Annotated in this window: 19 protein-coding genes; 11 read left to right on the forward strand and 8 right to left on the reverse strand. The window is 72.3% G+C overall.

Features of this window, described 5'->3' with window-relative positions:
* The first annotated feature begins 104 nt into the window (after positions 1 to 104).
* From ACIQVZ_RS10100 to ACIQVZ_RS10130, 7 genes are all read left to right on the forward strand, one after another.
* Positions 105 to 845 (forward strand): hypothetical protein, encoded by a 741-nt coding sequence (locus tag ACIQVZ_RS10100; RefSeq protein WP_350878405.1) that lies wholly within the window; start codon positions 105 to 107, stop codon positions 843 to 845.
* A 94-nt stretch (positions 846 to 939) separates the two neighbouring features.
* Entirely contained in the window at positions 940 to 2,496 is a 1,557-nt protein-coding gene (lysX, locus tag ACIQVZ_RS10105; protein WP_079135798.1) for a bifunctional lysylphosphatidylglycerol synthetase/lysine--tRNA ligase LysX, read from the forward strand.
* 263 nt (positions 2,497 to 2,759) lie between these two features.
* Positions 2,760 to 3,197 carry a BlaI/MecI/CopY family transcriptional regulator gene (locus ACIQVZ_RS10110; RefSeq protein WP_350878403.1) on the forward strand — a complete coding sequence of 146 codons (438 nt, stop codon included), beginning with the start codon at positions 2,760 to 2,762 and terminating at the stop codon, positions 3,195 to 3,197.
* A gap of 10 nt (positions 3,198 to 3,207) precedes the next feature.
* Positions 3,208 to 3,744 carry an amino-acid N-acetyltransferase gene (locus ACIQVZ_RS10115; RefSeq protein WP_350878402.1) on the forward strand — a complete coding sequence of 179 codons (537 nt, stop codon included), beginning with the start codon at positions 3,208 to 3,210 and terminating at the stop codon, positions 3,742 to 3,744.
* Between the two features lie 91 nt (positions 3,745 to 3,835).
* Entirely contained in the window at positions 3,836 to 4,186 is a 351-nt protein-coding gene (locus ACIQVZ_RS10120; protein ID WP_350878401.1) for an Lsr2 family protein, read from the forward strand.
* Positions 4,187 to 4,836: 650 nt separating this feature from the next.
* Positions 4,837 to 7,356 carry an ATP-dependent Clp protease ATP-binding subunit gene (locus ACIQVZ_RS10125; protein WP_350878400.1) on the forward strand — a complete coding sequence of 840 codons (2,520 nt, stop codon included), beginning with the start codon at positions 4,837 to 4,839 and terminating at the stop codon, positions 7,354 to 7,356.
* A 341-nt stretch (positions 7,357 to 7,697) separates the two neighbouring features.
* On the forward strand, positions 7,698 to 10,055 hold the full coding sequence (locus ACIQVZ_RS10130; protein ID WP_402448586.1) for an immune inhibitor A domain-containing protein: 2,358 nt from the start codon (positions 7,698 to 7,700) through the stop codon (positions 10,053 to 10,055).
* Positions 10,056 to 10,155: 100 nt separating this feature from the next.
* On the opposite strand, the gene ACIQVZ_RS10135 is transcribed toward ACIQVZ_RS10130, so the two are convergent.
* Positions 10,156 to 11,349 carry a threonine aldolase family protein gene (locus ACIQVZ_RS10135; protein WP_402448588.1) on the reverse strand — a complete coding sequence of 398 codons (1,194 nt, stop codon included), beginning with the start codon at positions 11,347 to 11,349 and terminating at the stop codon, positions 10,156 to 10,158.
* A gap of 373 nt (positions 11,350 to 11,722) precedes the next feature.
* Here ACIQVZ_RS10135 and ACIQVZ_RS10140 point away from each other — a divergent pair, with 373 nt between their 5' ends.
* Positions 11,723 to 12,661: a M23 family metallopeptidase gene (locus tag ACIQVZ_RS10140; protein WP_402448591.1), complete on the forward strand. Its 939-nt coding sequence runs from the start codon at positions 11,723 to 11,725 to the stop codon at positions 12,659 to 12,661.
* A gap of 48 nt (positions 12,662 to 12,709) precedes the next feature.
* Here the strand turns inward: ACIQVZ_RS10140 and ACIQVZ_RS10145 are convergent, their stop codons facing one another.
* Positions 12,710 to 13,345 (reverse strand): helix-turn-helix domain-containing protein, encoded by a 636-nt coding sequence (locus ACIQVZ_RS10145; RefSeq protein ID WP_350878396.1) that lies wholly within the window; start codon positions 13,343 to 13,345, stop codon positions 12,710 to 12,712.
* 219 nt (positions 13,346 to 13,564) lie between these two features.
* Here ACIQVZ_RS10145 and ACIQVZ_RS10150 point away from each other — a divergent pair, with 219 nt between their 5' ends.
* Complete coding sequence (locus ACIQVZ_RS10150; protein WP_350878395.1) at positions 13,565 to 15,166, forward strand: MDR family MFS transporter; 1,602 nt, start codon at positions 13,565 to 13,567, stop codon at positions 15,164 to 15,166.
* 71 nt (positions 15,167 to 15,237) lie between these two features.
* On the opposite strand, the gene ACIQVZ_RS10155 is transcribed toward ACIQVZ_RS10150, so the two are convergent.
* Positions 15,238 to 16,113, reverse strand: coding sequence for an A/G-specific adenine glycosylase (locus ACIQVZ_RS10155; RefSeq protein WP_402448750.1), 876 nt, complete (start codon positions 16,111 to 16,113; stop codon positions 15,238 to 15,240).
* Between the two features lie 266 nt (positions 16,114 to 16,379).
* On the opposite strand from ACIQVZ_RS10155, the gene ACIQVZ_RS10160 reads away from it, so the two are divergent.
* Positions 16,380 to 17,270 carry a hypothetical protein gene (locus ACIQVZ_RS10160; protein WP_402448594.1) on the forward strand — a complete coding sequence of 297 codons (891 nt, stop codon included), beginning with the start codon at positions 16,380 to 16,382 and terminating at the stop codon, positions 17,268 to 17,270.
* A gap of 184 nt (positions 17,271 to 17,454) precedes the next feature.
* On the opposite strand, the gene disA is transcribed toward ACIQVZ_RS10160, so the two are convergent.
* On the reverse strand, positions 17,455 to 18,513 hold the full coding sequence (gene disA / locus ACIQVZ_RS10165) for a DNA integrity scanning diadenylate cyclase DisA (protein ID WP_350878493.1): 1,059 nt from the start codon (positions 18,511 to 18,513) through the stop codon (positions 17,455 to 17,457).
* A 201-nt stretch (positions 18,514 to 18,714) separates the two neighbouring features.
* Positions 18,715 to 20,226 (reverse strand): DNA repair protein RadA, encoded by a 1,512-nt coding sequence (gene radA, locus ACIQVZ_RS10170; RefSeq protein ID WP_350878393.1) that lies wholly within the window; start codon positions 20,224 to 20,226, stop codon positions 18,715 to 18,717.
* Between the two features lie 150 nt (positions 20,227 to 20,376).
* Here radA and ACIQVZ_RS10175 point away from each other — a divergent pair, with 150 nt between their 5' ends.
* Positions 20,377 to 22,269, forward strand: coding sequence for a hypothetical protein (locus ACIQVZ_RS10175; RefSeq protein WP_402448596.1), 1,893 nt, complete (start codon positions 20,377 to 20,379; stop codon positions 22,267 to 22,269).
* A 37-nt stretch (positions 22,270 to 22,306) separates the two neighbouring features.
* Here the strand turns inward: ACIQVZ_RS10175 and ACIQVZ_RS10180 are convergent, their stop codons facing one another.
* The 3 genes from ACIQVZ_RS10180 to ACIQVZ_RS10190 form a co-directional block, all read right to left on the reverse strand.
* Complete coding sequence (locus ACIQVZ_RS10180; protein WP_402448598.1) at positions 22,307 to 23,641, reverse strand: DUF1254 domain-containing protein; 1,335 nt, start codon at positions 23,639 to 23,641, stop codon at positions 22,307 to 22,309.
* A gap of 86 nt (positions 23,642 to 23,727) precedes the next feature.
* The gene (locus ACIQVZ_RS10185) at positions 23,728 to 25,077 is read right to left on the reverse strand and encodes a DUF1254 domain-containing protein (protein ID WP_402448601.1); all 1,350 of its coding nucleotides are present in this window, start codon (positions 25,075 to 25,077) and stop codon (positions 23,728 to 23,730) included.
* A gap of 299 nt (positions 25,078 to 25,376) precedes the next feature.
* The gene (locus ACIQVZ_RS10190) at positions 25,377 to 26,426 is read right to left on the reverse strand and encodes a family 2 encapsulin nanocompartment cargo protein polyprenyl transferase (RefSeq protein WP_350878389.1); all 1,050 of its coding nucleotides are present in this window, start codon (positions 26,424 to 26,426) and stop codon (positions 25,377 to 25,379) included.
* Positions 26,427 to 26,691: the final 265 nt, after the last annotated feature.

Raw genomic sequence — 26,691 nt, forward strand, 5'->3', positions numbered from 1 at the left:
ACGCGCGTCCTCCCCCACTCCCGCGGCCGATTCCGCCGGGCCGAACGTGGGGCGTCGGCGCGACGTTACCGACAAATCGGATATTCCTCACGTAGTGTCAGCCCATGCCTACGCCACACGGATCGCGCGGCGGCATGGCCTTCAGCGCCGACGAAGTCCGCGTGCTGCGCCGCGCCCTCGCCCAAGCCCTGCACCCCGCCGTCCCCGTCCACCTCCAGCTCCCCGACCGTCCGGTGTTCGCCGGCCCCGGCGCCGAGCTGTGGGCCGAGGACGTCCAGGACGCGCTGCGTCTGACCGAGGCGATCGACGAGGCCGTCCAGGAGGGCGGCCGGCTGCGCGCCTTCCTGCTCGCCGACCTCGGGCGCTACCGGGCGGCCCTGCCCGGCAGCGCCCCCGGCTACCTGGAACGCCTGGAGGAGGCCGTCACCGACGGCTACCTGCCCGGCCCGGAGGACCTCACCGCGCTGCGCGGGCTGACCCGCCAGCCGTGCGGCCACGGCGAACGCGCCCGCCGCTCCCGGCTGGCCGGCCGCTGCCACGCGCTCGCCGAGGCCGCCGTCCGCGAGCGGCTCGCCCTCACCACCGGGCAGCCCCGCCACCTCGTCGTCGTACCGAGCCCCGCCGCACCCCCGAGCAGTCTCCCCACCCCTGTTGGAGGACGGATCACGATGAGCAGCACCGACTCCCCCGCCGAGCGGCCCGCCGCCCCCCAGAACCCGCCCCGCCCGCACCGGATGCCCACCCCGGCCGAACTCTTCGGGCGCCGCCCCAAGCCCCCCGCCCACCCCGCGCCCCCGGCCTCGCCGGACCCGGACGAGATCGAACTCGCCACCGGCACCGGCTGAGCCGCCCGCACCCGAGGAGGGGGACCGCCGACGCGGCCCCCCTCCCGCGTTATCCCGTGGCGGAGCACGGTGTGTGGCTGGCTACCCTTGTGGGGTGAGCGATCAGAGCCCCATCCCCGCGACCGACGACCTTCCCGAGCAGATGCGCGTCCGGCGCGAGAAGCTGGACCGGCTCCGGGCGGCCGGTGTCGACCCCTACCCGGTCGGCTTCCCCCGCACCAGCACCATCGCGGACCTGCGCGCCAAGCACCCGGACCTGGAACCCGACACCGCGACCGGTGAGCGCGCCGGCGTCACCGGCCGGGTGATCCTCTCCCGCACCGGCGGCAAGCTCTGCTTCGCCACGCTGCGCGACGGCACCGGCGACCTCCAGGTGATGTTCTCCCTGGACAAGCTGGGAGCGGAGCGGCTGGCGGCCTGGAAGACGGACATCGACCTGGGCGACCAGGTCGGCGTCGAGGGCGAGGTGATCACCTCCAAGCGCGGCGAGCTGTCCGTGATGGTGGACCGCTGGGAGCTCACCGCCAAGTGCCTGCGCCCGCTGCCGGACAAGCACAAGGGCCTGACCGACCCGGAGGCCCGGGTCCGCCAGCGGTACGTCGACCTGATCGTCAACCCCGAGGCCCGCGAGATCCTGCACCTGCGCAGCAAGGTGGTCCGCTCGATCCGCCGCACCTACGAGGACCGCGGCTACATCGAGGTCGAGACCCCGATGCTGCAGCCGGTGCACGGCGGCGCCAACGCCCGCCCGTTCAAGACGCACATCAACGCGTACGACATCGACCTCTACATGCGCATCGCCCCCGAGCTGTACCTCAAGCGGCTGGTGGTCGGCGGCGCCGAGAAGGTCTTCGAGATCAACCGCAACTTCCGCAACGAGGGCGCGGACTCCACCCACAACCCGGAGTTCACCTCCCTGGAGTCGTACGAGGCGTACGGCGACTACGACACCCAGGCCGAGCTGATCCGCGAGACGATCGTCAACGCGGCCCGGGACGCGCTGGGCACCACGGTGATCAAGGGCCTGGACGCGCACGGCGTGGAGCACGAGATCGACCTGGCCGAGCCGTGGGAGGAGGTCTCCGTCTACCCGGGCATCTCCGCCCGCCTGGGCGTCGAGGTCACCCCGGAGACCGGCGTCGAGGAGCTGCGCAAGCTGGCCTTCGACCACGGCATCCCGTTCGACAAGGACTGGGGCCACGGTCAGATCGTGCTGGAGATGGTCGAGCGCCTGCTGGAGGAGAACGCCGTCCGGCCGACCTTCATCAAGGACTACCCGACCGAGGTCTCCCCGCTGACCCGCCAGCACCGCTCGGTGCCGGGCGTGGCCGAGAAGTGGGACCTGGTGATCTTCGGCACCGAGATCGGCACCGCCTACTCCGAGCTGGTCGACCCGGTCGAGCAGCGCGCCCGCCTGACCGCGCAGTCCCTGCTGGCGGCCGGCGGCGACGTCGAGGCGATGCAGATCGACGAGGACTTCCTGCGGGCCCTGGAGTACGCGATGCCGCCGACCGGCGGCCTCGGCCTCGGGGTGGACCGCCTGATCATGCTGCTGACCGGCAAGAACATCCGGGAGACCGTGCTCTTCCCGCTGGTGAAGCCGGAGGCGAAGGCTTCCGCCGCGACGGCGGAGAAGACCGAGGAGGAGTGACTGATGGACTACGTCAGCGCGATCGTGCCGCCGCTGGTCATGGCGATCGGCTTCGGATTCCTGGTGCGGGCCATCATCCGCAGCCAGGGCGGAGCCCAGAAGGCCAAGGAAGACCTCGACTGACCCGCGAGCGAACCCGCGACTGACACCGTCAGCCGCCGAACCACCGGCGCGCCGCCATTCCCGATTCCCGGGGGTGGCGGCGCGCCGGTTTGGTGCACTTCACAAGATTTGCCCCATTCACTCCCTATCCTGGCCGCACTATGGTCCGGCAACTCGGTGAACTTGAGAACGCCATCATGACCCGGGTGTGGCAGTGGAACCGGCCGGTGACGGTTCGCGAGGTTCTCCTGGATCTGCAGTCGGAACGCGAAATCGCGTACACCACGGTGATGACCGTCCTGGACAAGCTCCACAGAAAGGGCTGGCTGCGCCGCGAGCGGGTCGGCCGGGCCTATCGATATGAACCGGTCTCGTCCCGCGAGGCGTACACCGCTGCGCTGATGAACGACGCGTGGGCCACCAGTGACAATCCGGCCGCGGCCCTGGTGCACTTCTTCGGCCTGATGTCGCCCGGGCAGCGCGAGGCACTGCGGGACGCCTTGCGGGTCACCGCTCTGTTCCCGCCGGATCCATCCCCCGCCGAATCCGCGGAGCCGGGGCCGGATACCGGGGAGACCCCGCCGGGCGCGACACGATAACGTCCCGGCCATGGAGGTCACCATCCGCCGCGCGCGGACCACGGACGTGCGGACCGTACGCGGGCTCATCGACGCCTACTCGCGCGACGGCATTCTGCTCGACAAGCCCACAGTCACACTGTTCGAATCCGTCCAGGAGTTCTGGGTCGCCGAACGCGACGACACCGGTGCGGTGGTGGCCTGCGGCGCCCTGCACGTGATGTGGGAGGACCTGGCCGAGGTCCGCACGCTCGCCGTCGATCCGTCCTGCCGGGGCTTCGGGGTCGGACATCTGCTGCTGGAGAAGCTGCTGCAGACCGCGCGCTGGCTCGGCGTCCGTCGGATTTTCTGCTTGACGTTCGAGGTTCCGTTCTTCGCGAAACACGGTTTCGTCGAGATCGGAGAGCTTCAGGAAACCGATGATGGTACGACAGACCCGGCGGCGATCGCTACGGATGTCTATGAAGAACTTCTCCGCTCGTACGATGAAGGTGTCGCGGAGTTCCTTGACCTGGAGCGGGTGAAGCCCAACACACTGGGCAACTCGCGCATGCTGCTGCACCTCTGAGCGGCTCCGCGCCGGTCAAGGGTTTGTGTTTTCCGGAGAAAGGCGCTTTCCTTTCCTTAGGCAATGGGTCGTTTAGCGGAAAGGGAAGCCCGTGGCACAGAGGGTGCAGGTCATTCTTGAAGACGATCTCGACGGTGGTTCGGCGGACGAGACGGTGACGTTCGCGCTCGACGGCGTTGCCTACGAGATCGACCTGAAGAGCGTCAACGCGGACAAGCTGCGCGGTCTGCTGGCGCCGTACGTGGAGAAGGGCCGCAAGCAGAGCGGCCGGCTCGCCGGCCCGCGACGCCCGGGTCGCGGCACCGCGCCGCGCCCCTCCGGCAGCGCGCCGGACACCGCGAAGATCCGCGCGTGGGCCAAGGAGCAGGGCATGGAGGTCAACGACCGCGGCCGGGTGCCGAGCACCGTCCGCGAGGCCTACGACAAGGCCAACGCGTCCTGACCCCGGCGCCGCCGGAACGCCGGAGCGGATGCGGGGCCCCGGCGGCCGCACACGGCGCCGACGACACACGCGCGGGGCGCGGAGGACTCTCCTCCGCGCCCCGCGGCGCGCACCCCGGGGGCCGCAGGGCCACCGGTACCGGGGGGCGTCCGGGGCGCGGGCTCGGGCGGCGGAACAATCACGAGCTGTGCAACGCTGTAAGGGCGAAGCGGTAGCGCCGGCACCACCGGGCGGCGTACCGGCCGCACCGGCCGTGCCGAACCGCCGTCGCCGCGACGCGACTTCTCGCCAGGCGAACACCGCCACCGCGGAAACTGCGCGAGAAGCGCCCCGATACCGGGTATGAATGCAGGTGGACGGGTCCTTCGACCCGTCCAGGGGCAGTATGCGTGACCGGCCGGAGACGGCCCGGCTCCGCCCCGGCGGCTCTTGTTCGCCGATGGCGTAGCGGTATCCGGTGCATCCGGGCCACCTGTGGGAACACCGTTTCCCAGCATCAGGTTGGGATTGGTGTCGGCTGGTCGCGCAGCATCTCGCTCCCGTACCGGGGAGTGAATCCGTGGGCCGCGCCGCTGAGCGGGACTAGCATGCGGAAGGACAGGGCGGGGACCGACCCCGAACTGCCCGACCGCTCTGAGGAGCGATAAACGATGTTCGAGAGGTTCACCGACCGCGCGCGGCGGGTTGTCGTCCTGGCTCAGGAAGAAGCCCGGATGCTCAACCACAACTACATCGGCACCGAGCACATCCTCCTGGGTCTGATCCACGAGGGCGAGGGCGTCGCCGCCAAGGCCCTGGAGAGCCTCGGGATTTCCCTTGAGGCCGTGCGCCAGCAGGTCGAGGAGATCATCGGCCAGGGGCAGCAGGCCCCGTCCGGCCACATTCCCTTCACCCCGCGGGCGAAGAAGGTCCTGGAGCTGTCGCTCCGGGAGGCACTGCAGCTCGGCCACAACTACATCGGCACCGAGCACATCCTGCTCGGTCTGATCCGCGAGGGCGAGGGCGTCGCCGCCCAGGTCCTGGTCAAGCTGGGCGCCGACCTCAACCGGGTGCGCCAGCAGGTCATCCAGCTGCTCTCCGGCTACCAGACCGGCGGCGGCAAGGAGTCGGCCACGGCCGGCGGGCCCGCCGAGGGCACCCCGTCGACCTCGCTGGTCCTGGACCAGTTCGGCCGCAACCTCACCCAGGCCGCCCGCGAGGCCAAGCTCGACCCGGTCATCGGGCGCGAGAAGGAGATCGAGCGGGTCATGCAGGTGCTGTCCCGCCGCACCAAGAACAACCCGGTCCTGATCGGCGAGCCCGGCGTGGGCAAGACCGCCGTGGTCGAGGGCCTGGCGCAGGCGATCGTCAAGGGCGAGGTCCCGGAGACGCTCAAGGACAAGCAGCTCTACACGCTGGACCTGGGCGCCCTGGTGGCCGGCTCGCGCTACCGTGGTGACTTCGAGGAGCGCCTGAAGAAGGTGCTCAAGGAGATCCGCACCCGCGGCGACATCATCCTGTTCATCGACGAGCTGCACACCCTGGTCGGCGCGGGCGCCGCCGAGGGCGCCATCGACGCCGCCAGCATCCTCAAGCCGATGCTGGCCCGCGGCGAGCTGCAGACCATCGGTGCCACCACCCTCGACGAGTACCGCAAGCACCTGGAGAAGGACGCCGCGCTGGAGCGCCGCTTCCAGCCGATCCAGGTCGCCGAGCCGTCGCTGCCGCACACCATCGAGATCCTCAAGGGTCTGCGCGACCGCTACGAGGCCCACCACCGGGTCTCCATCACGGACTCCGCGCTGGTCGCCGCCGCCACCCTGGCCGACCGCTACATCTCGGACCGCTTCCTGCCGGACAAGGCGATCGACCTGATCGACGAGGCCGGCTCCCGAATGCGCATCCGCCGGATGACCGCGCCGCCGGACCTGCGCGAGTTCGACGAGAAGATCGCCGACGTGCGCCGCGAGAAGGAGAGCGCGATCGACGCGCAGGACTTCGAGAAGGCCGCGTCCCTGCGCGACGACGAGAAGCAGCTCCTGCAGGCCAAGGCCAAGCGCGAGAAGGAGTGGAAGGCCGGCGACATGGACGTCGTCGCGGAGGTCAACGAGGAGCTCATCGCCGAGGTCCTGGCCACCGCCACCGGCATCCCGGTCTTCAAACTGACCGAGGAGGAGACCTCGCGGCTGCTGCGCATGGAGGACGAGCTGCACAAGCGCGTCATCGGCCAGAAGGACGCCATCAAGGCGCTCTCCCAGGCCATCCGGCGCACCCGTGCGGGCCTCAAGGACCCGAAGCGCCCCGGCGGCTCGTTCATCTTCGCCGGCCCGTCCGGCGTCGGTAAGACCGAGCTGTCCAAGACGCTCGCCGAGTTCCTCTTCGGCGACGAGGACGCGCTGATCGCGCTCGACATGTCCGAGTTCTCCGAGAAGCACACCGTCTCCCGGCTCTTCGGCTCGCCCCCCGGGTACGTGGGCTACGAGGAGGGCGGCCAGCTGACCGAGAAGGTCCGCCGCAAGCCGTTCTCCGTCGTCCTCTTCGACGAGGTCGAGAAGGCCCACCCGGACATCTTCAACTCGCTGCTGCAGATCCTGGAGGACGGTCGCCTGACCGACTCCCAGGGCCGCGTGGTCGACTTCAAGAACACCGTCATCATCATGACGACCAACCTCGGCACCCGGGACATCTCCAAGGGCTTCAACCTGGGCTTCGCGGCCACGGGTGACTCCACGACCGGGTACGAGCGGATGAAGGCGAAGGTCGGCGAGGAGCTCAAGCAGCACTTCCGCCCCGAGTTCCTGAACCGCGTCGACGACATCGTGGTGTTCCACCAGCTGTCCGAGGAAGACATCATCCAGATCGTCGACCTGATGATCGAGAAGGTGGACGGCCGCCTCAAGGACAAGGACATGGGCCTGGAGCTCAGCGTCGAGGCCAAGAAGCTGCTGGCCAAGCGCGGCTACGACCCGATCCTGGGCGCCCGGCCGCTGCGCCGCACCATCCAGCGCGAGATCGAGGACCACCTCTCCGAGAAGATCCTCTTCGGCGAGCTGCGGGCCGGTCACATCGTGGTCGTCGGTGTCGAGGGTGAGGGCAAGGAGGCCAAGTTCACCTTCCGCGGTGAGGAGAAGTCGGCCGTCGCGGACACCCCGGCCGCCGTCGCCTCGTCTGGTCCGGACCTGACGAAGTAGCAACATTTAACAGACAACTTCACAGCTACCGAGCCCCCGGCGTCCGCGCCGGGGGCTCGGCGCGTTCCGGCCGGCCGGACCGGGGGTGCCCGTGGACGAGGGCGGATGGCCTCGCGGCGGGCTGGTGCGGGTGCGTCCGATTTCTCAGTAAGCTTTAACGGACATACGGTTGACATATGGTCAGCTGATCGGAAGTTGCGCAGGATAGCGCCGTGGCCATGTCATGGTCAAGGGCTATCTTTTCTGTCCACGCTTGTATCAAATGACGTCCACCTGTCTTTCATTTTGGTTTGCCGGGCTTTGGCCAAGAGCTGGCCCCGGTCGGGGAGGACGTCACAACGTTGAAGAACATCAGGAGATCCGCTGCGGCTGCCACGGCCGCAGCGGTCATAGTCACGCTCGGCGCGGGCCTGTTCCCGGCCACCGCCGTCGCCGCGGGCTCGGCTCCCGCGCCCAGGGACCCGGCCGACGCCGTCCAGTCCGCCAACATCGAGCACAACCTGCCGGGCCCGCTGACCGAGAAGGTCGAGGCCGAGCAGAAGGCCGCCACCGAGCAGCTGATCGCGGGCACCGCCCAGGTCGAGCAGCACAACGGCAGCAGCAGCATCAAGCTGGGCAAGGACAAGTACGTGGAGCTCGGTCGCGAGCGCACGGACAAGATCTTCACCATCCTGGTCGACTTCGGCGACCAGGTGGACAACACCACCAAGACCGCCGACGGCAAGGTCATGTACGGCGGTGAGCCCGGCCCGAAGCACAACGAGATCGAGAAGCCGGACCGCGCCAACGACAACTCGACCGCCTGGCAGGCCGACTACAACCAGCAGCACTTCCAGGAGCTGTACTTCTCCAAGGACAAGCCCTCGCTGAAGACCTTCTACGAGAAGCAGTCCTCGGGCCGCTACTCGGTCGACGGCGTGGTCTCGGACTGGGTGCGGGTGCCGTGGAACGAGGCCCGGTACGGCTCGGACTACTGCGGCTCCAACGTCTGCGACAGCGCCCAGGACCTGATCCGCGACGCCGTGGACATCTGGTACAAGGACCAGATCGCCAAGGGCCAGACCAAGGAGCAGGTCAAGGCCACCCTGGCGTCGTACGACCAGTGGGACCGCTACGGTTCCCACAACGACGGGAACTTCAACCAGCCCGACGGGTACATCGACCACTTCCAGATCGTGCACGCCGGTGAGGACAAGTCGGCCGGCGGCGGCAAGCAGGGCAGCAAGGCCCTGTGGGCCCACCGCGCGTACGCCTACGGCAACCTGAACGGCCAGGCGGGCCCGGCCGACAACAAGCTCGGCGGCGTCCAGGTCGGCGACTCCGGCTTCTGGATCGGCGACTACACGATGCAGCCGGAGAACGGCGGCCTCGGCGTCTTCGCCCACGAGTACGGCCACGACCTCGGTCTGCCGGACCTCTACGACACCGCCGGCACCGGCATCGACAACTCGGTCGGCTTCTGGTCGCTGATGTCCTCCGGTTCCTGGCTCGGCGAGGGCAAGGGCGCCATCGGCGACATGCCCAACGACCTCGACGCCTGGAGCAAGCTCAAGCTCGGCTGGCTGAAGTTCGACAAGGCCAAGGCCGGCACCGAGTCGACCCACCACATCGGCCCGGTCGAGTACAACAGCAACCTCCCGCAGGCGCTGGTCGTCGAGCTGCCGAAGAAGACCATCCCCACCGACATCAACAAGCCCGCTTCGGGCAAGAGCGAGTGGTGGAGCGGCAGCGACGACAACCTGAACGTCACGCTCACCCGTGACATCGACCTGACCGGGAAGACCAAGGCCAGCCTGAACGCCAAGGCCTGGTACGAGCTGGAGGCGAACTTCGACTACGCCTTCGCCGAGGTCTCCACCGACGGCGGCACCAACTGGACCGCCCTGGACGGCACCTGGAACGGCAAGCCGATCACGAAGGACGCCGGCGGCCGCGCGGCCCTGACCGGCCTCACCGCCGCCTGGGGCGACGTGTCCTTCCCGCTGGACGCCTACGCCGGTAAGGCCGTCAAGGTCCGCTTCCACAACACCACCGACGGTGGCCTGCACTACCGCGGCTTCGCCGTCGACGACATCTCGGTGACCGCCGACGGTGCGACGATCTTCAGCGACGACGTCGAGAACGGTGACAACGGCTGGGTGGCCAAGGGCTTCACCCGCTTCGCCGGCAGCTACACCAAGGACTACGGGCAGTACTACATCGCGGAGAACCGCCAGTACGTCTCCTTCGACCAGACCCTGAAGACCGGCCCGTACAACTTCGGCTGGGGCAACAGCCGGCCGAAGTGGGTCGAGTACTACCCGTACCAGCCCGGTCTGCTGATCTGGTTCTGGGACGAGTCGCAGCCCAACAACAACGTCAGCGCCCACCCGGGCCACGGTCTGATCCTGCCGATCGACTCGCACCCGACCCCGCTCAAGTGGAGCGACGGTGCCCTGCTGCGTCCGCGCATGCAGGGTTACGACTCGACCTTCGGCTCGCGCAAGACCAGCCAGCTGACCCTGCACAAGAACGGCGTCGAGACGGTCATCCCGAAGGCCAAGGGCGTCGACGAGTTCTCGGACCTGAAGTCGTGGTGGTCCAAGGACAACCCGTACAGCGGCGTGGACGTCCCGAAGACCGGTACCAGCATCGAGGTCGAGAACGAGTCCTCGAACTACCTGGAGACCTGGATCCGGGTCCGCCCGGTCGACAACTGATCGGTCGAGCAGTAGCGATCAGCCTGTGACCAGGCGGTTCTGACCCACCACGTCCGGCCCGTCCCCGCATCGCGCGGGGGCGGGCCGGACGCTTTTCCGGTCAGGCCCCGCCGCGGCTCCCGCCGGCCCCGGTGCCCCGGGCCGGCAGCCGGTCCAGGAAGGCGGCGGCCGCCTCGGCGACGTCCGCCGCCGTCCAGTCGAGCGCGGACGCCGACACCGTGACCTCGGTCATCGCCAGGCCCGGCAGGTCCCGCTCGCGCCAGCCGCCGAACAGGGCGACCCCGGTCTCCTCGGCCAGCCCCAGCCCGGCCTCGTCCAACTCCCCGGCGGCGTACGGCAGCCAGAGCTGGAACTGGTGGGTGTGCGGCGGGGCCGGGTGCACCCGGGCGCCGGGGACCGCCGCGAAGGCCGCGTCCAGCGCCTCGGCGACCACCTTGGCGTGCGTCACGTACCGCTCCAGCAGCGGGAGTCGGGCGTCCAGCCCGGCCAGCGCGGCGAGCGCCGCCGGCCACTGCTGGTAGAGCTGGCCGCCGTACCGGTGCCGCCAGGCCTTCGCGGTACGGACGAAGCCCCGCGAGCCGGCCAGCGCGGCGCCGCTGATGCCGCCGAGCGTCTTGTAGAAGGACACGTAGACCGAGTCGGCCAGCGCGACGATCTCCGGCAGCGGGTGCCCGAGGTGGAACACCGACTCCCAGATCCGGGCACCGTCCAGGTGCAGGGCCGCGCCGCACTCCTCCCGGACGACCCCGGCCAGCGCCGCCAGCTCCGCCCAGTCGGGCAGCACGAAGCCGGCCTCGCGCAGCGGCAGCTCCAGGCTGAGCGCGGCGTACGGCTCGTCGAAGGAGCGCAGCTCCTCGACGCTGGGCCGGCGCGGGGCCGTGGTCGGCCAGACGCTGCGCAGGCCGGTCAGCACGCCGAGCGCGTGCCGCTCGTGCTGGTCGGTGTGGGCCAGCGGGTGGGTCGCGACGGTGCGCAGCCCGGCCGCCTCGGCGTGGATCCGCAGGGCGACCTGCTGGGCCATGGTGCCGGTGGGAAAGAAGGCCGCGTCCTCGGTACCGAGCAGGTCGGCGACCGTGCGTTCGAGGGTGCGGACCACGCCGTCGCCGTACTGGTCCGGGCGGTGGTCCAGGTCGTGGCCGCCGCCCTCCCCCGCGAGGGCGGCGAGGCGTTCGCGCATGCTCTGCGGCCGCTCGCCGGACAGGATCCGCTCGCAGCCGCGCAGGGCGGCGAAGCGGCGGTCCGGCAGGCTCGGGCGGTCATTGCCGTCGAGGTCTTCGCTCCTGTTGCCATACATGCGTCGATGGTCCCCCAGCGGGCCCGCCAGGTCAGCGGGGCGGACAGCGGAAAGGGGTGTACGGCCGACGCAAACCCCGGGCGGGCGTGGCACTGGTCACACCGACCGGGCCACCACCGGGCGCGGTACGACCGGCGGTAGTAGCCGGGCCGCGGGCGCGGGCGGCCCGCCGCGGGCCGGTGGTAGACGATCAGATCTCATGATCATTACTCCGTCAGCTTGAATCTCCGGCGCGACGCTGACTACACGCCGTAGTACGTCACGCCGTTTGGGACTCCGCTCGGTGACCGTTACACCTGAGTGGTCCCCCGCTCAGCACGCGCCCGAACGGGCACTTCGTGCTGCCCTCGTCCACCGTGAGGTACGGCTACCGATGTCCTCTGTCCCGCCCGTGGGGCCGGTCCTGCGCCGGCTCGCCGCCCGTACGGCGGCCCAGGCGGCGGCCTGGCAGCCCCGGCTCGGCCATGCCGCCCGCACCCATGCCGCGCCGCTGCGCGCGCTCGCCGCCCGCCGGCACGAGCTGCCCGGTGGACACCAGCAGGCCGAACGGGAGCGCGCGGTGGTCGCCGCCGGGGCGGCCGCGGTGCTGCTCGCCGGCGCACTGCTGGTGGCCGCGCCCGGCAGCGCCTCGGCGCAGACCGTCCGGCCCACCACGCCCGGCAGCTCGGCCTTCACCGCGCCGCAGGCCGCCGTGCCCAGCCCGGGGCTGGTCCAGGTGGCCGGGCCGAGCCCGTACCGGCTGCCGAACGACGGCGACTCGGCGCAGGAGTTCGTGGCGGTGGCCGCCAACCTGCTGCCGGTGGAGCCGCCCGTCGCCGACGCGCCGGCCGAGGCCGCCGCGCCGGAGCCCGAGGCCGCGCCCGCAGCGGAGCCCGCTCCGGCTCCGGCCCCGGCTCCGGCTCCGGAGTGGTCGGCCCCGGTGCCGGACGCGCCGACCAGCAACCCGTACGGGGTGGCCAACTCCGAGTACGCCGCCGGGTACCACACCGGGGTGGACTTCGCGGTCGACCCGGGCACACCGCTGCTCGCGGTCGGGAACGCGACCGTGGTGTCGGCCGGCTGGGACGGCTCGTACGGCAAGGAGGTCGTGCTGCGGCTGGCGGACGGGCACTACGCGCAGTACGCGCACCTGTCCTCGCTCGGCGTCTCGCCGGGGGAGCAGGTGTCGGCGGGCGAGCAGATCGGGCGGTCCGGGAGCACCGGCAACTCGACCGGGCCCCACCTGCACTTCGAGATCCGCACCAGCAACCGCTACGGCGCGGTGGTGAACCCGATCGCGTACCTCGCGGGGCACGGCGTCACCGCGTTCTGAGCCGGGCCCCGGCTACCGGTCCGCCCGGCCGCCCGTCGGCCCGTCCGCTCAGGAATGGGCCGGGGCCGGGTGGCCGATCCGGCCGCCGATCTCCAGCGCGACCTCCCGGGCCGCCCCGATCGCCTCCTCCAGGGTGGCCGCCGGCGGCCACGACTCGCCCCACACGTTGTCGCCGTGGTCGCAGTCCGCGGCGTCCTGCTTGACCAGGAACATCGCCGAGTGGACGGTGAACAGCGACATCGTGGCGCGCAGCCGCTCCCGGAAGTCGGCCTCCGGCCCGTGCACCAGCTGGATCATCGTGATCATGCGGTCCTTGAACGCCAGCCCGGCCGCGGACTCGCGCAGCGCGGGCTGGTTCTCGTGGAAGAAGCGCAGCAGCGGCGCCCGCTCGGCCATCCCGTCGGCGAAGCGGCGGATCAGCTCGTCGCGCATCTCCGGGCTCCAGGACTGCTGCCGGCCCCACGCGATGGTCTCGTCGATCGGCGCGGCCATCCGCTCCACGATGCCCAGGACGATGTCGTCCTTGGTCTTGAAGTGGTAGTAGAGCGCGGCCTTGGTGACACCGAGGCGGTCGGCGATCTCGCGCAGCGAGGTCTGCTCGTAGCCCTGCTCGGAGAAGAGCTCCAGGGACACCTCGATGATGCGGGACCGCGTGTCGCTGCGGGGGCTGTGCGGAGTGCCCATGGCCTGCCTCATGAGTGCGTCGGTGACTGCTGCGGACCCCGGTGGCGTCCGCCCCGGGCCCATTCTCCCTGCCCAGGTAGCCGGGCGGGAAACTGGCTTGACGGCCGGCTAGTAAACAACTTACCGTGCCGACGGTCCACAAACTAGCCGGGCGACAAGTAAGTGAATCACTGCGCGGCCTCCGCCTGTCCGAAACACCCCTCCGGGAGACACCACCTCATGTCACAGTCCAAGACCACCGGCCCGGTACCGGAGGAGAAGTCCGCCGAGGAGGAGCAGCCGCGGTCACCCCGCGAGATCCGCCTCGTCATGGTCGGCCTGGTCGTCACCATGCTGCTGGCCATGCTCGACAACCTGATCGTCGGCACCGCGATGCCGACCATCGTCGGCGACCTCGGCGGCTCCGAGCACCGGTCCTGGGTGGTCACCGCCTACACCCTGACCACCGCCGCCTCCACCCCGATCTGGGGCAAGCTCGGCGACATGTACGGCCGCAAGGGCAGCTTCCTCACCTCGATCGTGATCTTCCTGGTGGGCTCGGCACTGTCCGGTCTGTCGCAGAACATGACCGAGCTGATCGGCTTCCGCGCCGTGCAGGGCCTGGGTGCCGGCGGTCTGATGGTCGGCGTCATGTCGATCATGGGCGCGCTCGTCCCGCCGCGCGACCGCGGCAAGTACCAGGGCATGTTCGCGGCGGTGATGGCCCTCGCCACCGTCGGTGGCCCGCTGGTCGGCGGCTTCATCACCGACCACCTGAGCTGGCACTGGACCTTCTACATCAACCTGCCGCTCGGCGTGGTCGCGCTCGCCGTGGTCATCGTCACCCTGAAGCTGCCGAAGGTCCGCAACACGGCCCGGATCGACTACCTGGGCGCGATATTGCTCACCACCGGCATCACCTCGCTGGTGCTGATGACCACCTGGGGCGGCCAGCAGTACGCCTGGGGCTCCAATGAGATCCTCGGCCTGATCGCGCTCTCCGTCGCCTCGCTGATCGGCTTCTGCTACGTGGAGCAGCGTGTCGAGGAGCCGATGCTGCCGCTGGCCCTGTTCAAGAACCTGAACTTCACCCTGGTCTCGATCATCGGCTTCATCGTCGGCTTCGTGATGTTCGGCTCGACCTTCTTCCTGCCGTTCTACCAGCAGATCGTCCAGGGTGCCTCGGCGACCAACTCCGGTCTGCTGCTGATGCCGCTGATGTTCGGCATGCTGGTGGTCTCACTGGTGGTCGGCCAGGCCGTCACCAGGACCGGGAAGTACCGGATCTACCCGATCATCGGCACCATCGTGATGACCGGTGGCATGATCCTGCTCTCCACCATGGGCGTCGGGACCAGCAGCTTCACCTCGGCCTGCTGGATGGTCGTGCTCGGCGCCGGCATGGGCTTCCTGATGCAGATCACCATGCTGGTCGCCCAGAACAGCGTCGAGCTCAAGGACATGGGCGTGGCCAGCTCCACCGCCACCCTGTTCCGCACCATCGGCGGCTCCTTCGGTGTCGCGCTGTTCGGCGCGCTGTTCAACAACCGGGTGAAGGACACCATGACCGCGCGGCTGGGCGCGCAGGCCTCGGCCGGCGGCGGGGCCAAGGACCCGGGCGAGATGAGCCCGGCCGAACTGCGCAAGCTGCCGGAGCACGTCCAGGACGCCTTCCACCACGCGGTGTCCAACGGCACTCACACCGTCTTCCTGTGGGGCGCCGGGTTGGCCGTGGTCGCCATCGCCGCCGCGGTGTTCATGCGCGAGGTGCCGCTGCGCGGTACCGGCACGGGCAAGGCGGACAAGTCCGCCGAGGCCTCGCTGGAGGCGGCGGCCGTCTGACCGCCCTCCCGCCGACAGGACGGCGCCCCCGGAGAAATCCTCCGGGGGCGCCGTCCCGCGTTCGTGGCCGACTACTGGGGAAGCCGGTAGACGCCCTGCTCGACGGGCTCCACCAGGCCGTCCGCGACCAGGCCGTCCAACGCCCGGGCCCGCTGGACCGCGTCCGGCCAGACCGCGTCCAGCCGGGCCTGCGGCACCGAGCCGTGCGACCCCCGCAGCACCGCGAGCAGCTTGCCGCGCACCTGCCGGTCCGTCCCCTCGTAGGTCTGGCCGCGCCGGGCCGGGCCCTCGTACGGCGGGCGGCCGGCCCGCTGCCAGGCGCAGTGGGCGAACAGCGGGCAGCCCCCGCACTCCGGGCCGCGCGCGGTGCAGACCAGCGCACCCAGCTCCATCACGCCGACCGCCCAGGTGGCCGCGGTCTCGGCGTCGTCGGGCAGCAGCGCCGTCGCCGTCCGGCGCTCGGCGGCCGTGGTGGCCTGGGCCGGGTACTCGACGCCGGACACCGCGCGGGCGAACACCCGGCGGACGTTGGTGTCCAGCACCACGTGCCGCTGGCGGAAGGCGAAGGAGGCGACCGCGGCGGCCGTGTACTCCCCCACCCCGGGCAGCGAGAGCAGGGTGGCGTGGTCGTCCGGCACCTCGCCGCCGTGCTCCTCGGCGATCGCCACCGCGGCCGCGTGCAGCCGCAGCGCGCGGCGCGGGTAGCCGAGCCGGCCCCACATCCGGACCGCCTCGCCGGGCGCGTCGGTCGCGAGGTCGCCCGGGGTGGGCCAGCGGGTCAGCCACGCCTCCCAGGCGGGCAGCACCCGCTTCACCGGAGTCTGCTGGAGCATGAACTCGCTCACCATGATCGCCCAGGGCGTCGCCTCGGGCGTCCGCCAGGGGAGGTCTCGCTTGTCGGCCTCGTACCAGTCGAGGACGGTCGCGTGCAGCAGCGGCAGCGGCATCGGCGGCCGGACGGCGTCCGGCGCGGCGCCTGCCGGGGGGACGGGGGCGGAGGTGACGGTGATGGCAGCCATGGCCCTTCGATCCTCCCATGCCGACGGGCACGACCGAAGCGGAGAGAAGAACTCCGGATACCCCCGCGGATCTCCCGGAGAACCACCGCTTCGGACCTCCCTCGAACGGCGCAAATGGCGGATCATGTGAAGGAAGGGGCGACTGTGCGGTGTTGGTGCGTCAAGCGGCACACACAGTCTCGTAGAGTTTGGGCGTGCCCTCTCTGCGTCAACCCGTGGGACCGCTGCCGGCCTCGATCTACTGGCGTCGGCGCGTCGTCGTGCTCGTCGCCGTCGTGCTCGTCGCCGCCCTGATCGCCTGGCTGATGATCGATCAGGACGGGGGCGGTGGCGGCGGCTCATCGAGCAAGGCCGCGCAGGCCGTTCCGTCCCAGAGCCAGACCCCCGCCCAGTCCATCACGCCCGGTGCGTCGCCGAGCGGCCCCGCGGCGCGCCCAGGCGGCGGCAGCGGCGGCAACGCGAGCGGCGGCCCGGTGGCCGGCTCCGGCGGCGGCGAGGTCAGCCTCAGCACCGGCGGCACCGGCGGCGGCGCCAACCCGGCTCCCGCCACCGGCGGTGGCACGGGTGGCGGTGCGGCGGCGGGCGGCGCGGCGGCCGGCGGTTCCGGCGGCGCGGGCGGCTCCGGCGGCTCGGGCGGTGGTGCCCCGGTGGTGAACACGCCCGAGGTGATGGCGCTTCCGGTCTGCGTCTCCGCGCAGGTCACCCTGGAGCTGGCCAGCGCGCAGAACTCGTACCAGCCCAAGGACAAGCCGCGGCTCTCGCTCACCGTGAAGAACGCCTCCGGCGCCAACTGCCGGGTGGACCTGGGCCGGACGGCCTCCGCGATCACCGTGACCGCCAGCAACGGCGACCGGGTCTGGTCCTCCGGCGACTGCCCGTCCGACCGCGGCAGCAGCTGGGTGCAGATCCCGGCCAACAACGGCCTGACCGAGACCTTCACCTGGGACCGCAGCCGCAGCAAGCCGCAGTGCGCCACCGCCGACCCGGCGCCCCCCGCGGCGGGCACCTACCTGGTGGTCGCCGACCTCACCGGGCTCTCCGGCGGCCAGGTCTCGGCACGCTCCTCGATCCGCCTGGACAGCTGAACCCTCCTCAACTCGACTCGAAGCCCCCGGCCGACGCGGCCGGGGGCTTCGGCGCCTCACGGGCCGCCCAGGGTGCGCCGGTCGGGGCGTCGGTCGGGGATGGCTCGGCGGGATGCGCGACGGCCCCCGGGGCGTTCCCCGGGGGCCGTGCGCGGCGGTGCGTCAGACCGGATGTGGCGCCGGGTCAGACGTAGCGCTCCAGGATGGACGATTCGGCGAGCCGGGACAGGCCCTCGCGGACCGAGCGGGCCCGGGTCTCGCCGACGCCCTCGACCGTCTGCAGATCGTCGATGCTGGCGGCGAGCAGCTTCTGCAGGCCGCCGAAGTGCTCGACCAGGCGCTCTATCACCGTGTTGGGCAGGCGCGGGATCTTCGCCAGCAGCCGGTAGCCGCGCGGCGAGACCGCCGAGTCCAGCGACTCCGGGGAGCCCGAGTAGCCGAGCGCCTTGGCGACCGTCTGAAGGTCCAGCAGCTCGGCGTGGGTGAGCGCCTCCAGGTCGGCCAGCACCTCGTTGACCGTCCGGCCCTTCTTGGCGGCCCGCTCCGGGAAGTAGTCCCGGGCGACCAGTTCGCGCTCCGGCTCCACGCCCGCGATCAGCTCGTCCAGCTGGAGCGAGAGCAGCCGGCCGTCGATACCGAGCTCCAGCACGTAGCCGGCGATCTCGGTGGCGATCAGCCGGACCATCTCCAGCCGCTGGGCGACGGCGGTGACGTCCCGGACCGTCACCAGGTCCTCGATCTCCAGCGCGGACAGCGTGCCGGCCACCTCGTCCAGACGCAGCTTGTAGCGCTCCAGGGTGGCCAGCGCCTGGTTGGCGCGGGACAGGACGGTGGTGGAGTCCTCCAGCACCCGGCGGATGCCGTTGACGTACATCGCGATCAGGCGCATCGAGTGCGAGACCGCCACCACCGGGAAGCCGGTCTGCCGGTTGACCCGCTCCGCGGTGCGGTGGCGGGTGCCGGTCTCGTCGGTGGGGATGGTGGAGTCCGGCATCAGGTGCACACCGGCCCGGACGATCTTGGTGATGTCCTTGTCCAGCACCACCGCGCCGTCCAGCTTGCACAGCTCGCGCAGCCGGGTCGCGGTGAACTCGACGTCCAGGACGAAGCCGCCGGTGCAGATCGACTCGACCGTCTTGTCGAAACCGAGCACGATCAGGCCGCCGGTGTTGGCCCGGAGCACCCGCTCCAGGCCGTCGCGCAGCCCCGTGCCGGGTGCGATGGCACTGAGGGAGGCCCGCAGCAGGGCCTCCTCACGGGAGGCCTTGTCCGCCCCCCGGTCGCTGGCTGCCACGTGACTCCTCCGGTCGACCCCGTGCCGCGCGCCTCGCGCCGTGCGCCGGTCCGCGGTCTGTTGCTCTGTCGCTCAGTACCGCTCGGTACTGCCTTCTGGCCAATGAGACTGGGGAAAGTCTAACTGCGTGCGGCATCGACAGGGCTTGGGTCAGCGCAGTTCGTCGGAGTCGAGCGGCTCCCAGCCCTCCATCAGCTCCTCCGGGTGCGCGACGACCCGGGCCGCGCGCGGGGCCGGCGGCGCCGACGGCGCCTCAGCACGCGCCTCGGCACGCGGCTTGGCGGCGGCCCGGCGGCGGCCCGGGATGGCCCGCAGCGCCTCGCCGATGTCGGCCACCTCGACCACCTTCATGCCCGGCGGCACCTTGCCCGGATCCGGCGGGACCAGGGCGTGCGTGAAGCCCAGCCGGTGCGCCTCGGCGAGCCGCCGCTGTACCCCCGTCACCCGCCGTACCTCGCCCGCCAGGCCGACCTCGCCGATCGCCACCAGGTTGCTGGGCAGCGGGGTGTCCGAGGAGGAGCTGGCCACCGCGAGCGCGATCGCGAGGTCGGCGGACGGCTCGCTCAGCTTCACCCCGCCCACCGTCGCGGTGTAGATGTCCTGCTTGCCGAGCTTCACCCCGCCGTGCCGCTCCACCACGGCCAGGATCATCGCGATCCGGGGCGACTCCAGGCCCGAGGTGGTGCGCCGCGGGGACGGGATCTGCGAATCCACCATCAGCGCCTGCACCTCCGCCACCAGCGGGCGCTTGCCCTCCAGGGTGACGGTGAGGCAGGTGCCCGGGACGGGCTTGTCACGCCTGGTCAGGAAGAGGCCGGACGGATCGGCCAGGCCGACGATGCCCTCGTCGTGCAGCTCGAAGCAGCCCACCTCGTCGGTGGCGCCGTAGCGGTTCTTGATCCCGCGGATGAGTCGCAGCCGGGCGTGCCGGTCCCCCTCGAAGCTGAGCACCACGTCCACCAGGTGCTCCAGCAGGCGCGGACCGGCGATCTGGCCGTCCTTGGTGACGTGGCCGACCAGCAGCGTCGCCATGCCGCGCTCCTTGGACACCCGGATCAGCGCGCCCGCCACCTCGCGGACCTGGGCCGGACCGCCGGGGGCGCCGTCCAGCTCGGCGGAGGCGATGGTCTGCACCGAGTCCAGGATCAGCAGGCCGGGGTTGACCGCGTCGATGTGCCCGAGCACCGCGCCGAGGTCGGACTCTGCGGCGAGGTAGAGGTGCTCGGAGAGCGCGTTGATCCGGTCCGCGCGCAGCCGGACCTGACCGGCCGACTCCTCGCCGGTGACGTAGAGCGTGCGGTGCCGGTCGGTGGCGGCCTTGGCCGCGACGTCCAGCAGCAGGGTGGACTTGCCGACGCCGGGCTCGCCGGCCAGCAGGACGACCGCGCCGGGGACCAGCCCTCCCCCGAGCACCCTGTCCAGCTCCGGCACGCCCGTCGAGCGGGCCGTCGCGACCTGGCCGTCCACCTGACCGATCGGACGGGCCGGCGAGCTGACCGGGCCCGCGGCCGTCGTCCGGATCGGCACCGCGCCGTACTCCTCGACCGTGCCCCAGGCGTTGCACTCCGGGCAGCGGCCGACCCACTTGGGCAACTGGTTGCCGCACTCGGTGCAGCGGTACGCCGGGCGCGGCTTGGCGGTGGTCTTGGTACGGGCAGCCATGCGGCCCACCGTAGCGCCTGGGTCCGACAACGCCCTGCTCCACCGGAGCCGGGCCCAAACCCACACAGATGGGCGATGTTGTTACCCGAAAGAAGTACATACACGGCGAACGGCCGGGGTGCGCCGCCCGCCGTCTCTACCGTCGGACGGGTGACAACGCGTACTGAAGGGCCGCCGGCCGCCGTGCCGGCGGCGTACGACCGGCAGGTGGACGGCCTGTTCACCTACTGCCTCTCGGTGCTGTGCGAGCACGACGCGGCCACCGGCGCCCTGCGCGAGGCCCGCGAGCTGGCACGGCGGCACGGCGCCCGGCTGACCGAGCCCGGGCTGGTCCGGGCCTGGCTGTTCTCGCTGGCCCGGTACTGCTGCCTGCGACGGCTCGCGGACGGCGCCGGGCGGGACGCCACGGCGGAGCCGACCGAGGCCGAGGCGGCCCGGCGGCGGCGCGAGCTGGCCTCACTCGCCTGGCCGGAGGCGGCCGGCACCGACCCGGAGCAGCGCGAGGCGCTGGAGCTGTCCGTCCGCCACCGGCTGACCCCGCACGAGGTGGCGGCGGTGCTGGGCCTGCCGTTCGAGCGGACCCGCGCGCTGCTCGCCGCCGCCGAGGCCGAGGTGGCCCGGACCAGGGCGGCGCTGCTGGTGCTCGGGGTGGGCAGTTGCCCGGAGCTGGACCGGCTCGGCGGGGCCGGGGCGGAGTCCTGGCGGGACTGGGTGCTCGGCCCGGCGCTGCGCCGGGAGCTGGTGCAGCACGTGGTCGACTGCCCGACCTGCCGGGGGACGGCGGGGCGGGTGGCCGGCGAGGTGCGGGAGGGCGCGGCGGGGATGTCCGGGCTGCCGCTGCTGGCGGCTCCCGCCCCCGCTCCGGCGCCCTCGGGCGAGGGAGGCGAGGGAGCGGCGTACCTGGCGTCGGTGATCGGCCACCTGCCGTCGGCGGTCGGTGCGGTGCGGCGGGCGAAGGCGGTGCCGGCGGCCGAGTCGGGGCTGCGGTTCGACCAGGGCGGCTTCCCCCGGCACCGGGCGCCGGACGCGGGCCGGGCACTGGCGGTGCGTCGGCGGGTGGTGACCACCGGGGTGCTCGCGGCCGTCCTGGCGGCTCCGGTGGTCGCCCTGTGGGCGGGGCACCGGAGCAGCGGGTCGGGGACGGCGGCCGCGGTGTCCGCGGTGCGGGTGGAGGAGGCCGGGCGGACGGGCGGGCAGCAGCCGTCGAAGCCGTGGCCGACGGCGGGCGCACCGGCGGGCACGGGGCTGCCGGGGGTGCCGGGGATGGAGCTGGCGGGGGCGGGGACGGTGGGTGCCGGGGCGATCGGTGCAGAAACGTTGCCCCTCGGCTTTCCACGGCTGACCCTCCAGGGCCCGGCGGTCCCGGTACCGGCCCGCGGGGCGACCCCGATCGGCAGTCCGACCCTGGTCGCCGCACCCGCCCCCGCCGTCGGACGGGCACCCGCGCCCGGAGGCGGCCCGGGCAGCGCCGAACCGGCCCCGGCCGGGCTGCTCACCGTCGAGGCCGCCGAGTACGGCAGCCGGACCATCCTCACCCTCACCGACTCCGGCACCACCGAGATCCACTGGCACGCCGTGACGGACGCCGCCTGGCTGCGGCTCAGCCGCGACTCCGGCACCCTCGCACCGGGCCAGCGGATCACCGTGACCGTCACCGTGGACGAGGACCTCGCGCCCGCGGCGCACTGGACCGCCCGGATCGCGCTGCCGCCCTCGCAGGCGGTCGTCACCCTGGAGGGCGGACCGCACAACCGGGGCGGTTCGGCCTCCTCCCCCGCCGCCCCGGGGGCGTCGGCGTCGGCGTCGGCCACGGCGGACCCGCAGCCGAGCAGTTCTCCGCAGCCGTCGGGGACGGCCACGGCGGCTCCGTCCCCGTCCCCGTCGGGGTCGCCGTCGTCCGGCGCTCCCTCGCCGTCGGCGTCCTCCTCGGCGTCGGCGTCGGCGTCGGCGTCCGCGTCGGCGTCCGCGTCGGCGTCCGCGCACCCGTCCTCGGGTACCCCGACGGGTTCGGCGACGGGCACCGCGACCCCGGCCTCGCACTGAGCGTCCGGCGGTCGGCGTCCGTGCCCGGCGACGGCGGTCAGCTCCGGTCGATCGGCGGCACCCGGTAACTGCCGTCCAGCACGGCCGCCTTCGGCTGGTAGAGCCGGATGATCGGCCGGAACTCGCCGACCGGGGCGGGCAGCCAGTTGGCCGCCTCCACCTCGTCCTCGGGCTGCTCGTGCTGGAGCGTCAGGGTGAGCGAGCCGTCCTCGCCGTACACCAGGCCCGGGGTGCGGTCGCCGATCGCGTAGCGCTCGATCGGGTTGTCCACCAGGTAGTAGTCCGGCAGCGCGTACATCGTGACGGACCAGAACGCCTCGGCGGGCGGCGGCTGGTCGAACCGCAGCGTGTAGCGGTGCGCGCCGCTGAGCGGGCGGCCGCCGGAGTCGTCGTAGGTCATCGCGAACGAAGCCTCGTAGGCGTGGTTGCCCCAGAGGCCGGCCCGGGCGGCGGCGGCCCGGCTGAGGTAGCCGGCGCGGCGGTCGGGGATGCGCCACTCGGGGTCGTCGAGGGTGCCGGGGCCCAGGTGGTCGATGTTGTAGTCGAACAGGTGGAGCGCCGAGCGCCACTCGCCGGGCGGGTGGTCCTCGGGCGGGCGGGTGGCGTCCTCGACCCGTTCGCGGCCGGCGGCCAGTCCCTTGGCCAGCGCGAGGGTCCAGTCCGCGGCGGTCGCGCGGTACGGCGAGATGCCCTCGTCGAGCAGGCCGAGCGGGGCGAAGCGCTGCTGGTACTCGACGTCCGGGGCGGCCGGCGGGAAGGCCTGCATCCAGACCCGGAGCCGCTCGAAGAAGGCCAGCCGCTCGGGCACCTCCGGGTCGGGCTCGGGCAGTCCGGCGACCAGCCCGCCGGGCTCCAGCGGCTCCAGGGTGAGGGCCTTCTGGAGGGCCTTGACCCGGGGGAGGTCGTCCGGCCCGGTGCAGGCGAAGCGGCCGACGATGGTCGCCACCGTGGTCGGCGCCTCGATCACCCGGGACGGGTCGGGCGGGGTGCCGTGCCAGCCGGGAGGGACGATCAGCCAGGTCTGCTCGCCGGTGCCGGTGGCACGGCTGCCGACGTAGGCGACGTTGTCCGTCCACGCGCCGACGACCTGCAGCACGTAGTAGGCGCCCGCGGTGTCCGGGACGCGCAGCACCTGCGGGCCTTCGGAGAGGTCGAGCTGGGCGATCGAGTAGAGGGTGTCGTTGTTGACCGAGACGAAGTGGTCCTTGGGCCCGGCCAGCCGGGTGGCGTGGCTGAAGTGGTTGAACGACGCCGCCGGCAGGGTACCCAGGCCGCCCCTGGAGAAGCGCTCGACCATGGTGAGGTCGGCGACGAGCGGGTAGCCGTAGACGTAGGCGTCGGCGGCCAGGGCCTCCAGCTCGGGGTGGTTCATCGGGGTGTCCTTCGTCCGGTCGGCGCGGTCTCTGCGGCACGGTCTCTGCGGCGCGGTCTCTGCGGTGCGGATCTCTGCGGTGCGGGTCAGCTCGGGTCGAGCGGCGGGAGGCGCCAGCGGCCGTCGAGGACGGACCGGTCCGGGCCGTGCAGCCGGACGACGACCGTGAACGGGCCGTCCGGGGCGGGCAGCCAGTTGGCGGAGTGCTGGGCGTCGGCGGGCCGCTTGTGCCGGAGGTGGAGGGTGAGCCCGCCGTCCGGGTCGCGGACCAGGCCGGGGGTGCGGTCGCCGATCGCGTAGCGGTCCAGGGTGTTGTCGACCAGCAGGCGGTCCGGGAGCGCGTACATGGTGGCGGACCAGAAGTACCGGGCCGGCGGCAGGGCGTCCGGGCCGAAGCGGACGACGTAGTCGCGGTCGCTGGCGTTCGGCGGCCGGTTGCCCGCGCTGTCCGCCGCCCAACCGCCGCACCAGGTCTCCTCGGCGGGCAGCCCGTAGCGGCCGAGCCTGGCGCCGAGGGCCTGGCGGAGGAAGTCCCCGCCGATCCGCTCACGGGTGCCGAAGAGTGCGGCCGGGCTGGTGGGTTCGGATTCGGCGGCGGCGCGCTCCAGCCGTGCGCGGCCGTCCGCGATGCCGCGCTCGATCTCGGCCCGGACCTCGATCGGCAGCGTGGCGGGCTCGAACTCGCCGCGCCCGTCGATGCCGAGATCAGTGAGGCGGCCGCGCAGGTCGACCTCGTCGGGCGGCAGCTCGACGGGCCCGCGGAGCGGGAAGAAGCCGAGCAGGAAGTCGAGGAAGCTGAGGAACTCGACGGTGTCCAGCACCTCCTCGCGCCAGACCGGCCAGACCGGCTCCGGCGCGGGGGCGGGCGCCGGGGTGCCGGCGTACTCGTGCAGCGGCCGCAGCCGGTACTGCTGCTGGACGGCCTTCAGTTCGGCGACGTCCGCGGGGGTGTCGCCGGTGAGGTGGGTGCGGCCGAGGATGCCGACCAGGCGGGTGGCGGTGCGGAGCACGCCCCGGACGCCGGGCGGGGGCTCGCCCCGCCAGTCGGGGCCGGCCACCAGGTAGTCGCCGGCCTCCTGGCCGGTGCTCCGGGCACCGACGAACCCGGCGTACACGGTGTCGAGTTCGTGCAGCGGGAGGACGTAGTAGCGGTCCGTGGCCGGGACGGACACCACCCACGGCTCGGCGCGCAGGTCGAGCCAGGCCCAGGAGTGCGGGGTGTCGTTGTCGGGGGCGGCGACGTCGGTGTCGGCCGGGGTGAACGGCTGCGAGCGGTGGCGGAAGACGCCGAAGCCGCCGACGTACCCCGGGTCCGCGTCGTCCAGTGCCTGCGCGTACAGGGTGCGGTAGTTCCGCAGGATCGGGTAGGCACGGATCCAGGCCTCGGCGGCGGTCGCGCGGATCGTGGCCGGGTCCACGAGTGCCGGGTTGGCCATGCTCGTCGCTCTCCCCAGTGCACGGAAGGCCGGTGGCGCGGGCGCGCACCGGAATTCTGGACATACGCATACATAGGGGATGCTATGCGGGGCGGGGCGGGTCAGCATGTCGGGTGGCCCGATGCTTCCCGGGCGCCCGCCGACTACCGGCTGCCGACTACCGGCTACCGGCTACCGGCTACCGGCTACCGACGCTGAGGCGCCGGGCGCGGAGCGGGAAGTCGGGCCGGCCGACTTCCCGCTCCCGACGGGTCCGGCCGGCCGAGTCCGGTCGGACCGGCCCGGTCGGACCAGCCTGGTCAGTGGCTGCGGCGGGTGACCAGTTCGGCCAGCACCAGCAGTTCGTCGGCCGCCGACGGCTCCGGGACGGCCGTGGCCAGCTGCGCCATCGCCGCCGCCATCCGCTCGCAGGACTCGCCCTGCGCCCAGCCGCGGCCGCCCGCGCCTTCGACGGACGCCGCACACTGCGCCAACTCCTCAGGGCTGAGCTGGCGTTCGAGGGCGTACAGCCCGGCGAGCCGGGCCCCCTCGGGGGTGCCGGAGCCCAGCGCCGCGACCACCGGCAGCGACTTCTTCCGAGCGACCAGGTCCGCGCCCACCGGCTTGCCGGTCACCGCCGGATCGCCCCAGATGCCGATCAGGTCGTCGATCAGCTGGAACGCCAGGCCGATCTCCCGGCCGAAGCCGTCCATCGCCTGTGCGGCCTCCTCCGACCCGCCGCCGTACAGGGCCCCCATCGCGCAGGCGGCGCCGAGCAGGGCGCCGGTCTTGGCCTCCGCCATCGCCAGGCACTCGGCGAGCGAGACGTCGCTGCGCTGCTCGAAGGCGCAGTCGATCTGCTGGCCCTCGCACAGCTCGACCACGCAGTCGGTGAGCCGGCGGACCGAACCGCGGGCGGCCGGGTGGGCGTCCTCGGCGAGCAGACGCAGTGCCAGCGAGTGCATGGCGTCCCCGGCCAGGATGGCCTCGGTGGTGCCGAACACCCGCCAGGCGGTGGGCCGGTGGCGGCGCGTCTCGTCCCGGTCGATGACGTCGTCGTGGAGCAGCGTGAAGTTGTGCACCAGCTCGACGGCGGCGGCCGCGGCGGTGGCCTCGGCGGTCGTGCCGCCGAGCGCCTGGGTGGCGGCGAGGACCATGGCGGGCCGGATCGCCTTGCCGGAGGGGGCCTCGACGGGCGAGCCGTCCGCCTCCCACCAGCCGAAGTGGTAGCCGGCGACCTTGCGCATCGCGCCGGGCAGTGAGTCGACGGCGGCCCGCAGGACCGGGTCGACCAGGTTGCGGGCCCGGGCGAGGACGTCCGCCGCCTCGTTCCCCTCTTTGTGGTCCCGCTCCAGTGTGGAGCTCGTCATGGGTTTCTCCCCCTGTCGGCCTGCGGTGAGGTGGCCTGGTGTGAGGGGCCGGTCGTGGGTCGGCCGACCCGGTCGGTTGGCAGGGTCGGCCGACGGCCGGCCCGCTTTCCGGACGTGCCGCGGCGCACCGCCCGGCCGGGGTGTGGGTGCCCCGGCCGGGCGGCGTGGAATTCCGACCGGCTCCGGTCGGTCGGTGCCCGGCCCCGGGCCTGGGCGCGTGCCCGGATATCGCGCGCCCGGCCGGAATGACGGAGCCGCGCCCCGG

Origin of the sequence: Kitasatospora sp. NPDC098663 (assembly GCF_044760075.1) — a bacterium.
Lineage (GTDB): Bacteria > Actinomycetota > Actinomycetes > Streptomycetales > Streptomycetaceae > Kitasatospora.

What these genes read in the sequence shown, in the direction of transcription:
- ACIQVZ_RS10100 (WP_350878405.1), top strand. Translation starts at nt 105, where the DNA reads ATGCCTACGCCACACGGATCGCGCGGCGGCATGGCCTTCAGCGCCGAC.
- ACIQVZ_RS10110 (WP_350878403.1), top strand. Translation starts at nt 2,760, where the DNA reads ATGGTCCGGCAACTCGGTGAACTTGAGAACGCCATCATGACCCGGGTG.
- ACIQVZ_RS10115 (WP_350878402.1), top strand. Translation starts at nt 3,208, where the DNA reads ATGGAGGTCACCATCCGCCGCGCGCGGACCACGGACGTGCGGACCGTA.
- ACIQVZ_RS10125 (WP_350878400.1), top strand. Translation starts at nt 4,837, where the DNA reads ATGTTCGAGAGGTTCACCGACCGCGCGCGGCGGGTTGTCGTCCTGGCT.
- ACIQVZ_RS10135 (WP_402448588.1), bottom strand. Translation starts at nt 11,349, where the DNA reads ATGTATGGCAACAGGAGCGAAGACCTCGACGGCAATGACCGCCCGAGC.
- ACIQVZ_RS10140 (WP_402448591.1), top strand. Translation starts at nt 11,723, where the DNA reads ATGTCCTCTGTCCCGCCCGTGGGGCCGGTCCTGCGCCGGCTCGCCGCC.
- ACIQVZ_RS10145 (WP_350878396.1), bottom strand. Translation starts at nt 13,345, where the DNA reads ATGGGCACTCCGCACAGCCCCCGCAGCGACACGCGGTCCCGCATCATC.
- ACIQVZ_RS10150 (WP_350878395.1), top strand. Translation starts at nt 13,565, where the DNA reads ATGTCACAGTCCAAGACCACCGGCCCGGTACCGGAGGAGAAGTCCGCC.
- ACIQVZ_RS10155 (WP_402448750.1), bottom strand. Translation starts at nt 16,113, where the DNA reads ATGCCGCTGCCGCTGCTGCACGCGACCGTCCTCGACTGGTACGAGGCC.
- radA (WP_350878393.1), bottom strand. Translation starts at nt 20,226, where the DNA reads ATGGCTGCCCGTACCAAGACCACCGCCAAGCCGCGCCCGGCGTACCGC.
- ACIQVZ_RS10180 (WP_402448598.1), bottom strand. Translation starts at nt 23,641, where the DNA reads ATGAACCACCCCGAGCTGGAGGCCCTGGCCGCCGACGCCTACGTCTAC.
- ACIQVZ_RS10185 (WP_402448601.1), bottom strand. Translation starts at nt 25,077, where the DNA reads ATGGCCAACCCGGCACTCGTGGACCCGGCCACGATCCGCGCGACCGCC.
- ACIQVZ_RS10190 (WP_350878389.1), bottom strand. Translation starts at nt 26,426, where the DNA reads ATGACGAGCTCCACACTGGAGCGGGACCACAAAGAGGGGAACGAGGCG.